Source organism: Aporhodopirellula aestuarii (assembly GCF_023701485.1).
Lineage (GTDB): Bacteria > Planctomycetota > Planctomycetia > Pirellulales > Pirellulaceae > Rhodopirellula > Rhodopirellula aestuarii.
In genome coordinates, this window is record NZ_JAMQBK010000088.1 from 60,267 (window position 1) to 71,987 (window position 11,721).

Annotated in this window: 8 protein-coding genes; 7 read left to right on the plus strand and 1 reads right to left on the minus strand. The window is 56.0% G+C overall.

What is annotated here, in order from left to right; translation table 11 throughout:
* Positions 1-66 precede the first annotated feature (66 nt).
* Positions 67-1,062, plus strand: coding sequence for an oxygen-dependent tRNA uridine(34) hydroxylase TrhO (gene trhO / locus NB063_RS28310; protein WP_456062003.1), 996 nt, complete (start codon positions 67-69; stop codon positions 1,060-1,062).
* Positions 1,063-1,097: 35 nt separating this feature from the next.
* On the opposite strand, the gene NB063_RS28315 is transcribed toward trhO, so the two are convergent.
* Positions 1,098-1,697: a DUF2585 family protein gene (locus tag NB063_RS28315; RefSeq protein ID WP_250932431.1), complete on the minus strand. Its 600-nt coding sequence runs from the start codon at positions 1,695-1,697 to the stop codon at positions 1,098-1,100.
* Between the two features lie 206 nt (positions 1,698-1,903).
* Between NB063_RS28315 and NB063_RS28320 the strand changes: the two genes are divergently transcribed.
* From NB063_RS28320 to NB063_RS28345, 6 genes are all read left to right on the plus strand, one after another.
* Positions 1,904-4,264: an SHD1 domain-containing protein gene (locus NB063_RS28320; protein ID WP_250932432.1), complete on the plus strand. Its 2,361-nt coding sequence runs from the start codon at positions 1,904-1,906 to the stop codon at positions 4,262-4,264.
* A 368-nt stretch (positions 4,265-4,632) separates the two neighbouring features.
* Positions 4,633-7,008: a TonB-dependent receptor gene (locus tag NB063_RS28325; protein WP_250932433.1), complete on the plus strand. Its 2,376-nt coding sequence runs from the start codon at positions 4,633-4,635 to the stop codon at positions 7,006-7,008.
* A gap of 359 nt (positions 7,009-7,367) precedes the next feature.
* Complete coding sequence (locus NB063_RS28330; protein ID WP_250932434.1) at positions 7,368-8,324, plus strand: acetyltransferase; 957 nt, start codon at positions 7,368-7,370, stop codon at positions 8,322-8,324.
* A 362-nt stretch (positions 8,325-8,686) separates the two neighbouring features.
* A complete protein-coding gene (locus NB063_RS28335; RefSeq protein ID WP_250932435.1) occupies positions 8,687-9,907 on the plus strand; it encodes a DUF1559 domain-containing protein in 1,221 nt (406 codons plus the stop codon).
* A 93-nt stretch (positions 9,908-10,000) separates the two neighbouring features.
* Positions 10,001-10,195 (plus strand): hypothetical protein, encoded by a 195-nt coding sequence (locus tag NB063_RS28340; protein ID WP_250932436.1) that lies wholly within the window; start codon positions 10,001-10,003, stop codon positions 10,193-10,195.
* Positions 10,196-10,360: 165 nt separating this feature from the next.
* Positions 10,361-11,569, plus strand: coding sequence for a glycoside hydrolase family 71/99-like protein (locus NB063_RS28345; protein WP_250932437.1), 1,209 nt, complete (start codon positions 10,361-10,363; stop codon positions 11,567-11,569).
* The last annotated feature ends 152 nt before the right edge of the window (positions 11,570-11,721 follow it).

Consider the following 11,721-nt stretch of genomic DNA (forward strand, 5'->3'; position numbering starts at 1 on the left):
TTTCACGCCCGGTTGTAGACTTGGCGATCGTCTCTGACGAACCGCTTTTGACTCGCTTTGCATGCAATTACCGTGACTGATCACCAATCGAATTCCAGTGATGCTCCCGAGGGTGACCCCGTTGTGTTGGTTGCCGCGTTGTACCGATTCACGCCGCTGGTGGATCACGAGAGTCTTCAGGGACCGCTGCAGGATCGTATGCGGAAGGACGAACTGCGAGGCTCGTTGTTGCTCGCCGCCGAGGGGATCAATGGGACGATCTCGGGACGCCCGCCGGTTTTGCGTGCGTTTGTGCAGTGGTTGAGGCAATTCGAACACGACGGTCATCTGCCCTTTGAAGCGACCGATGTGAAATGGTCCGGTTGCGACGAATTGCCGTTTCGCCGGGCACGAGTGCGGTTGAAAAAAGAAATCGTGACGATGGGCGTTGAAGGGATCGACCCGCTTCAGAGCGTCGGGACTTATGTGGATCCCGAGGATTGGAATTCGCTCGTCGACGATCCGGACGTGATTCTGATCGATACGCGGAACGACTACGAAGTCGAAATTGGTACGTTCGCCGGCGCGGTGAATCCGAAGACCGATACGTTCCGTGAGTTTCCGAAATTTGTCGAAGAGAACTTGGATCCGCAGCAACATCCTAAGGTGGCGATGTTCTGCACCGGAGGGATCCGATGTGAAAAGTCGACCGCGTATTTGAAGGAACGCGGTTTCTCAGAAGTCTATCATTTGCGTGGCGGCATTCTCAATTATCTCGAAAAGGTGTCGCCGGAAGAGTCGCGCTGGCGAGGTGAGTGTTTCGTTTTCGACAGTCGCGTTTCGGTGGATCACGAATTGCAGGCAGGGCGGTATTCGCTCTGTCATGGATGCGGTTGGCCCGTTACCGCTGAGATGAAAGCCGATGCCAAGTACGAGCACGGAGTGGCTTGCCCACGCTGTGCCGACGAAGTGACGGACGAACAACGTCGCCGACGCCGGGAACGTCAACGACAGATCGATGAACAGCAGGCCAAACAGGCAAATGCGGCGTCGTTTCGGGACCCTCAATCGCTAACGATCTGATCGACGACAGCGAACGCGATTGAGGTGGGCCACCGTTAACCCGCCGATTGCCATTCGCGAATGGCACCGATCGGGTAGGTCAACATGATGATGTTGATTAACAGGCTATCGCGAATCCACAGCAAACTGATCAACTCCAACGCGATCAAGACGCCGACAGACGCCCGCCAATCGATTTTTCGTGCCAGCCACACGCCTGCCAAGCACATCACGTAATCTGACGTGGAATTGGCGATGCTATCGCCGAAGTAATCAAGGGAAACGGTTGCCTCGCGATAGCGTTGGATCACGAGCGGTGTGTTCTCCAATATTTCCCAACTCGCTTCGATGAACGCGATAACGAGAACCTTCGTGAAAGTCGTCAAACGACTGCGAAACAGGACTGTGAGTAACAGCCACAATCCGACCCCGTGTTCGAAGTGTGATAACGCGTAGGGGTCAAACAGGTGCTGTGAGTTATGGCTCGTCATGACGTCAAACGACCACGGCAGCCAATCTCCTTTTTCACACCACCACACCCGGCCCATCGCCCATAAGATCACGCACATCGCGACGGCGATTCCGAGCAGCGTGGCGGTGAGTGGTCTGGCGAATGGATCGCTTATGCGATTTGGCTTGGTTGTTTTGTGGGACATCAAGGTGTTATCGCGAGCGGGGTAAGGTTCCACAAGTGTTGGGATGATCGACGTGAACAAATGAGCAACCGCTCGGCAAGCCAATTTGATTCAAATAAGAATTCCGTCGTAATCGTTTCCGACTTGCGTCGCAGTGATCGGGTAAGATGGCACCCTCTGTAGAGGGTTTTCAGCGAGCTGTTTTTTGAGAAGGAAAGGATTTTTGCATGTCTGTTTTGAGATGCCCCGTTGTACTTTTGTTGTGTTTGATTTTGCAGCTCGCTCCCAATGGGGGTCAGGCCGAAGACCTGATCGACGCACAGGAAGGCATGGTGCGTTACAAGCTGTCGAACATGCGAGTGAATCAGGGCATCACGGGAGACGAGATTTCGTTTGATTATCGACGCACGAAGGAAGGAACTGGACGGGCGCAGGTGGCTGCTCGTACCGATCACGGTGCTTCCCGGATTCTTGGATTGCCGATTCGAATCGATGCCAGCGGCACGATCCATTTAAAAGACATGTTTGCGAGATCGCGACGGATCATCAATCCGGGCAACGAAGACTTCGGAATCGAGTTCTATTTCATCGTGGAAGCGGCTCCGGGGTTCGGTCCCGGCGGCACGTATCTCGTTTCCAATTCAGTCGTGCACGGCAAAATGAATTCTCGTGTGCAATCACGACCACCCAACGAAGAAGAACTTGCGGCGATCGAAATGGAACGCAAGTCGAAAGTGCCGCCTGAAAGCCTTCCGCCAGGCTACGTTCGCGGTACCAATGAGATGCCGTTGGTTCCAGGGGCACCGGTCATGATCGGTTCCGTTGGCGAATGGAAACCGGCGGTGGTTGTCGCGCCCGCTTCGTCGCGTTTTGTCAAAGTACTCGCCGAAGATTCCAAGTCGATCCGAACGATACAGCGTCAAGATTGGATCGCGGTGTCGGAGGAAACTCTCGAGCAGATCAAGTCGAATCCGCAGCAGTTTTCGATCAACATTCGCACGCTTCCCAAGGGCGACTTGGTGCTTGATGACGACATGCATCCGCTTGAGTCGGCGATGAGTTTGCTCAAGGGAACGCCACTGCTCCGAGAGAAATACGGCAAGTGGGAAAACGTGTATTTCATCAGTTCGGACAATGTCTCGGTGAGAGTCATGATTCGAGGATCGGGAACCCCGAAAGTTGAGTTTGTCCCCATCGACTCTCTGGCGATTCGCGAGCAAACGCTAAAGGACCAACAAAGCGATGCGGCGAAAGATGCTTTTGCCGCCAACATCGCCGATTTCGAAAATTTCACGAAACCGACCGCTGGTGGATCCGGAGCGATGGCGTCCTCGGGTGGGCTGTCTTCGGGTGGCCGGACTGCGGACAGCATGGCATCCGGAAGTCTGTCCCCGGCTCCGACGAGCAACGCGTCGATCACCGATACCTCTGCGCCATCCACTCAACCAAGTCTCGGTCCCGAGAGGCAATGGTCGGACCAAACGGGCAAGTTCAAAATTGACGCACAGTTGGTCAAGCAAGAAGACGGGAAGGTGTTCCTGCGCAGAGCCGATGGGCGCACCATCGAAGTCCCGATCAGTAAGCTCAGCCGGAGCGATCAATCGTATTTAACAGGACTCGCTTCAACCGACGAGAGTCCGTTCACCAATGTGGTTGAGTCGCCCGTAGGCGGCAACGTTGACTACGGCCGCGTGATGCAGCCGGTGATGACCGTTGGCGATTTGAAGTGGGGAGCCAAGTCAGTCGCAGTCTCGCCTGACAATCGCTTTTTGCTGATCGGTCGCAAAGGTGCCGCTGCAACACTCACCGATTTGACGACGGGCCAGACGCTCGTGGATTCAGGGCGGATGGATCATATGGGAGACATCGGAGTGTGCGGGTTCACCCCTGATGGTCGACGGATGGTGATGGGGGGCGCCAAGGGTGTTTTTGAAGTTTACGAAGCCGACGACAAAGGCAAACTGCAACTGCGGGGACAATACCCGCTGCATGAAAAAGAGATCACGGCCCTGGCATTTTCTTCCGATGGTAAGCACGCGTTCTCAGGAGATGCCGGCAAGGTAGCCCGGTACTGGGATGTCGAGTCAGGCGAACCCATTGCGACGGTTGAAGGCTTCGACGGGAAGATCAAGGCGACCCGAATCACTCCATCGGGCAAGCTGTTGCTGGCCACCGATGGAAAGACGCTCAAGTCGTTTTCGGTTGATGAGTCGAAGGTCGTCGGCGAGTTGTCGGTAGGGCGTTCGCATGCGTCAGGACAAGCGGCCGCTATCTCATCGGATGGGACGAGGTTGGCGACGGGCGATGGGTATAAGATCGACCTGTGGGATCTCACCAAGCAACAGAAGCTGCCGACGATGGAAGGGAAAGAAATCAACTGGAGCATGACCTTCGCCCCCGACAATCGGCATCTGATCAGTGGCGGGAATGGCGTCGTGTTTGTCTGGGACTGCGAACGCCAGATGAAGTTGCAGACCAACACGGTCGGTAAAAGTTTCTATGTCCAAGCGGTCGCCGTGAGTCCGGATGGATCACTCGTCGCGGCTCCCTCCGAGTTCAGCAGCGTCGCGGTGCTCCGTGCGCAATAGACGCCACGTCCTTGCTGGGGACATTAGTGAATGAGTGCTTTTCATGGAGGAACGGCTCGAGCTGTCCGTTCCCGCGTTACCGGACAGCTCGCGCCGCTCGGCTACTTTTGAAATCCCGCAGTCATTAGATCGACGCTCCACGCGAGCGTGTTCGGTTGACCGTCGGTCGAAAAACCTGGGCGAGGCGTGGGCTGCTGCCGATTTCGTGAAACTCGCGACTTTCATTGTTAATTTGAATTGTTTGCAACAATTTCAGCGGTTCTGCGGAAGTTTCGTCAAGCGAATTGCTCGGGGAGTTCGACACCCACTGATGAGTAGCCGCCGGGCAAACAGGACGATTACCACGAGCAAGGATGCCGTGAGAACGGATGCGTCGCAAACCAACTTTGTTATCGAGACGGCAGTGGCACCTGGATATTCGGCGGCGGGTAATGCCGTGGTTGATGCTGGTCGTCATCGGAGCCATTGCCGAGCCGCTTTGGTCGCAGGATTTTGGCGGGCCGACGGTAGCCGGACAGGGCCAGACGCTGTTTAACGGGAACGAGACGCGAAACGATCACCTGCAGGACGGCGTCGCTCCCGGAGCGGCGGCCCGCGGAAACGAGTCGAATGCGAGAACTTCCGGCAACACGACGGACTTGGCGGCGGACGCGCGGCTGGGGAATTTGTTCGGTAACGTCGATCAAATCGACGATCTCCCGCCGCTGCGCGAGGTGCTAGCGACGTCACCCGCAGCCGATGCGGTGCTGCGTGCCGAAGCGCTGGGGCGTCGCACGTCCGACTTGGGAGACTTGCTCAGTCGATCCAAATCCGCCCACGGGGTATCGGTTCAAAACCGCACTCCCATCATCACGGACACCCGCGTGCGTGGTCAGCGTGTCGGTCAGGTGCTCGCGTCGGGGTCGTATTGGGCACCGGCTCGGATGGACTTGGACACGATGATGAGCAAGATCGATTCGCGATTGATCCAAGACGTGGTTTTGATCAAGGGGCCCTACGCGAGTCGGTATGGACCGGGCTTTCGTTTCGTCGATTTGGAATTCTTGCAGTCACCGCGCTTCGAGCAGGGCTATGAAGGTCACGGTTCGACGAGTGCGACCTACAACACCAATGGGAAACAGCTCTACGGTCGCCAGTCGTACTGGGGCGGCAACGAAGACTACGGCTTTCACATCAGTTACGGACATCGGACGGGAAACGACTACGAGACCGGACAGGATGGGTTTTTCATTCCTTCGAGCTATAAGTCGCGAGATTTGTTCGTGGCGTATGGTTTCGATCTTTCGGATCATCAGTCGATCGAGATGAATGTCCTGCGACTTGATCAAACTGATGTCGAGTTCCCGGGGCTGGTTACCGATTTGGACTTCTTGGTGACGGACGGATATGAGGTCACGTACACCAACGAGATGCCGTGTTTCGCCGATCGATTCACTGCCGAAGTTTGGTACAACCGGACGCGGTTTGAAGGCAATACGAACCGGCCCGGCAAGCATCGCCAAATCCCGCTGTTGCAACAAACGTTCTATCCATCGGTGATCGGTGCCAACGACGGCTTCACAACGACCGACGGGGATGCTTTGTCAGGCGGCTATCGGCTCGACTCGACGTTCCTCACAGGCAACGGACACGTCTCGATTGGGACGGACCTGATCTATCTCAATCAGGAACTCAACGAGTACGACTTTTACGACCCTGATACGAACGATAACAACTACCCGATTCCTCGTAGTGATTCGCTCGACGTCGGACTCTTTATCGAGAAAATCGCCGACGTGACCGACGACGTGATGGTCACCGGTGGGGCACGCATCGATGGCGTGTTTACCGATTCGCGAGACATTGTCGCGGGTGTTGAAGACCCGCTGAGCGAGTTGGAGGCGACATCGCTCGACAAATCCTACTTCCTCGGTGCGACGTACCTGACCGCCACGCGAGATTTGGGACGCGGTTGGAGCACCGACGCCGGCTTGGGATTCGCCATGCGTCAACCGACGCTGACCGAACTCTATTCCGAATACACGTACATCGGGTCGTTGCAGCGGGGCTTAACGTTCTTGGACGGCGATCCGGATCTGGATCCCGAACGGCTGTATCAATTCGATTTGGGCATTCAGTATCAAGACGAAACTGTTCAGTTGGGCGTGCATGCCCACCATGCCTACATCGAGAATTACATCACTTATGACCTGCTCGATCCGGCGGGGACGTCCGACGGTTTCCAAACGGGAGCTCGGTTCGTGAATACTGATCTGGCGACGTTGTCAGGTGTGGAAGCGTACGGCCAAGCCAATCTGACTTCGATGCTGTCCGCATTCGGAATCCTGACTTACTTGGAAGGTCGCGACCGCAGTCGTTTGGATCCTGCCCGGTTGTCGGCGTTTGATTCTCGGAGTGCCAATGACACCGTCGATGCAGAGCCCTTGCCAGGGATCGCCCCGCTGGACACACGGTTGGGACTGCTGGTGCAAGATCCCTCCCCGCAGCGACGTTGGGGAGTCGAGTTTTCGGCCCGCATCGTCGACAACCAAGATCGCGTTGCGGCGACGCTGGAAGAAGCACCCACGCCTGGGTTCACCGTCTACAACATCCGCACCTACCAACGCATTGGGGCGTTATTGGTGACCAGTGGTATCGAAAACGTGACCGACAAGTTCTACCGCGAGCACATCGACTACCGCTCAGGCCTCGGCGTCTATCAGCCAGGGATCGGATTTTACAGCGGCGCCGAACTCACCTACTAATGGTCGCTTGTGCCGGTTGGTAGCTTGTTTGGGGAGAGATAACGCCCGGAGCACTGCCCTGGTGAAGAATCGGAGCGAAAGCCGTTTCGTTCCTGCGGCTTCCTACTACAATTGTCGTCCCGCGAGCGAGTGCTTGGTTCAGTCAGAAATCGTGGGGAGCGGCACCCGTCAACGGCTGGTTGATTCCCTTGAGATCCGAGATTGAGCGGACAAATTATCACCGGCCAGGGGTTTCGACCCAATGTGAATCACCGGAAGTTTTAACGACTTCCGCGGCGAACGCAGGCTGAGAATCGGATCTCGATGAAACGCTCGCCCCCTTTGTTTTGGCACCACTGATCTTGTACCGGGAGACCGACGTGACTCACTTCGATGTTTTTAATGGCGACGCGGACGGGATCTGTGCTCTGCATCAATTACGGCTTGCCGAGCCCCGTGAATCGACTTTGGTGACCGGCGTCAAACGCGACATCAGCTTGCTCAAGCGTGTCAACGTCGCGGCGGGAGACTCCGTCACGGTTTTGGACATTTCACTGGACAAAAACCGGGATGATCTGGAGCGGATTTTGGCCTGCGAGGTCCCCGTGACGTACTTTGACCATCACTTTGCCGGCGACATTCCCGATTCTCCGCGTCTATCTGTTCAGATCGACACCGCGGGAGACGTTTGCACAGGACTACTGGTGAATCGCTTTTTGAAGGGGCAGTTCTTGCCGTGGGCGGTCACCGCTCTGTTCGGCGACAACCTGCACGAGGCGGCTTGTTTAGCGGCGGCATCTTTGAACCTCGACGAATCACAACTCGGCGAACTTGAGCGGCTCGGAACCTTGCTCAATTACAACGGGTACGGCGGCCAGTTGGAGGACCTCTACTTTGCTCCTGACGACCTCTATCGAAAGATTCAACCTTACGCCGATCCGTTCGAATTCATTGCGTCGGATACCACGTTCGAAAAGTTGCGAGATGGTTTTGAGAGCGACATGAAAAGAGCCGGTTCGATTCCGCCGCAGCTGGAAACGGAAACGTGCGCGGCGTTTCTATTCCCAAACGAATCATTTTCACGGCGAGTCAGCGGCGTCTACAGCAACCAACTCGCTCGCGATAACCCTAACCGAGCTCACGCTTTGCTTAGTGAACTGCCGTCGGGAGACTATCTCGTCAGTGTGCGTGCGCCGCTCGCCACGAAAACGGGCGCCGACGAGCTGGTCCGGCAATTCCCAACGGGAGGTGGCCGTCAGGCCGCCGCGGGCATCAACGAACTGCCCGCCGACCTCTTGCCCCGTTTCCTCGACACCATGCAACAACAGTTTGCGTGAGGTTGCGCGTTCAACGAATTGGCATCGCGCCGATCCGGCGAGCCGCCGGCGTACTTGTTCCCCGGTAAGGGAAACGTATCGGCCGTGAACACGGCTGCCTTATCCGCCATGCGCGCGTGGCAAATGTCCCCTTCGTTTTGCCGGCACGGTCGCTGCACGATGCGTGACCTTTCGGACAACTTTGCTGCGCTCCGGGCGGAGTGTTCGCCAGTGAGTCGCAAATTATTATTAATTTGTCGCAAAATTATACGTTGCTTATTTGTCGGCAGGTATACGATTTGAGCATTGGGGCATCGCAATGCGATTTTAGTTCTCATTGGATTGCGCTCCTGTCGTAATAAATAAGAAAATGAGGCTCGTAAATGTGTCGAAAGGTTGAAAGAACTCGTGCGTTCACGTTAGTGGAATTGCTAGTCGTGATCGCCATTATTGGCGTCTTGGTGGGGCTCTTGTTGCCGGCCGTTCAGGCCGCTCGCGAAGCAGCTCGTCGAATGAGCTGCAGTAATAACTTCAAGCAGATTGGGTTAGGGATTCACAACTATCATTCCGCTTATGATCAGTTGCCCACTCACGGTACCGGTACCCAACCGGGAACGCCGGACGCATGGCACAAGTCATCAAACGAAGGCAATCGCTACCGTTTGAGCATGCTCGTTGGTATCCTTCCGTTCATCGAACAGCAGGCGTTGTGGGAGTCGATCAGTAACCCGAACCCGAATCGCACCGATGGCGATTTGGCGGCGGCTGTGGGCACGATTGCCAAACCGTGGCCGGCAATGGGGCCGGGGCCGGAAGAGATTCAATACATTCCTTATACGACCGAGCTCCCTGGATTTCGTTGTCCGAGTGATCCCGGCTTTGGGCTTCCGTCGCTGGGACGCACGAACTACGCCGCGTGCTTAGGAGATTCGATATGGGAGTTGCATCTTGGACCATGGAGCAACGACCGTTCGACGAAACCGAGCGCACAGGTTCAAGAAGCCCGAGCTTCGCACCGAGGGTTTTTTAAACCGATTGATGTTTCGAGGTTTCGAGATTGCACCGACGGTTTGGCAAATACGGTTGCGATGGGCGAGATCATCACTTATCTCGGTGACCGCGATACTCGAGGTCAGGTGACCGAAAACGGTGCCAATAAGAGCGCGCCAGGAATTTCGGCGGCCAATATTCGCAACAACCCATCACGCTGTTTGCCGCTGATCGATTCGACGCGTCCGAGATTTTGGGATCCGACCTACAACATGATCTCACGCGAGAGTTATGGGCGAGGATTCAACTGGGCTGACGTGCAACCGTTTCAGACGGGATGCGCGACCATCCTCGCTCCCAACCGGGAAATCTGCGGTCCCTACAACACGGCCGGAACGACGCTTATTGCGACAATGTCGAGCCAGCACCAGGGTGGGTGTCATGTCTTGATGGGAGACGGTGCGGTCAAGTTCATTACCGATTCGATTGAAGCCGGAAACTCGACCGCGCGGATGGTCACGATGGGCTACAACGATGGCGCGGAAAGCCCCTACGGATTGTGGGGGGCGCTCGGCACACGAGCGTCCGGCGAAGTAATCGACAAACAGTTCTAGAAAATCAGTGCCTTTCTAAACTCGTCCCGCTTGGAATGCGACGGTGCATTCCAAGCGGTTTTTATGATCCCTCCAATTCAAATCGGTGAAACAATGAATCAAGTGCTGCAACGTTTGTGGAGTGCCAGGTGGCTGGTCCTTGTCGCGGTTCTTCCGTTGGGGTGCAGTGACGATTCTCCGCGACGGGTGACCGATGGTGTCGATATCGAAGCCATTCGAGCCTATGAAGCCGACCACAACCGAGTGCAACAACTCAACGACTCCAGCGACATGAATGCTGTCGACTAGGGCTTCGTGCTGGAAGACCCTCGTTGCGTTCGGCGGATGAAGCGGCTGGCTATTCGCAACGATCTGAAAACGCAATGACGTCGAAGACAGCCAACGAATCCGGTCCTGGCGGTTCGTTTTGGTTATGATCAAAGCGTCTAGTCAGTTTTTGCTCGGGGGATTCCAATGCTTCGAAGGGCTTTTGTTGCGGTTGCCGCATGCATGATGATTTGCGCGGCAACGGCAGCGACGGCGGACGAATCTGCTGCTCCGCCGTCGGCCAAGCCGCTCCTGCTGGCGCATTACATGCCTTGGTTCAGCGTCTCACGCTCAGCCGATGATCCCAAGAGCACAACTTGGGGTTGGCACTGGACGATGAATCATTTCGACCCCCATGAGGTCAATGGGGATCGTCGGGCGATCGCGTCCCACTTTTACCCATTGATCGGCCCTTATGATTCGAGTGATCCAGCGGTAATCCGCTATCACCTGTTGCTGATGAAAACGGCGGGAATTGATGGCGTGATCGTCGACTGGTACGGGCTGGAAGATTTCAACGACTATGCGATGCTGCATCGCAATACTCAAACGCTGTTCGAATCGGTTTCAGCGATGGGGATGCGTTTTGCGATCTGTTATGAAGATCAGACGATTCCGTTTCTCGTCAAAGCGGGGCGGCTGGCCGAGTCGCAGCAAGTTCAACACGCTATTGGTGAAATCAACCATATCGCCGCGACTTGGTTCGAGGACCCATGCTACGTGCGGGTGGACGGGAGGCCGTTGCTGCTGTCATTTGGCGATTCCGGGTTGACCGACGAGGGTTGGCGAGAATGCCTTTCCGGATTGAGGTCACCGGTCGCGTATTTTAGCGAGCACACCCGGCGTGACGGTGCGGTGGGAGCGTACGATTGGCCGGTGCCCTCGATGGGGTTTGCAGCGACTGAGCGATTCCAGTCGCTAGCCAAGGAGTGGAAGCATGCGATTCCGGTTGCGTTTCCACGGTTTGTCGATATCTATGCGGACGCGAAAGTGAGTGAGGGGTACGTACGCATCGATGATTGGGGCGGCGAAACGTTCAAGCGAATGCTTGTCACGGCGAACACGTTCGATGCGCCCTCCATCCAAATCGCGACCTGGAATGATTGGGGCGAAGGGACCCAAGTTGAACCGAGTCGCGAGTACGGTTTTCGCGATCTGGAATTGCTCCAGAAGTTTCGGCAGCGCGCTATCGATCCAGGGTTTCCAGCCAAAGCTGCGGATCTGCGTCTGCCATGGTTGCTCTGGAAAATGCAACAAAACGAAGCTGCCGATGCGGAGCAGATCGCGTCCATCGCCGAACTGATTTTTGAGGCAAGGTTTGAAGAAGCCCGAGTTCAATTGCAGACCACGAAGTAGCTCATTGGTAGGATCGGTGACCCACTTGAGTTCGTAATGGCTCGTGTGCAGACGACCTAGTGCGTTATCGAACCTAAAATCTTGGGTTGCTCAAACCAGAGTGCTCACGTCCTACCGCTAAAACGCGTAGCGGAACGGCGCGAGCGGGCTGT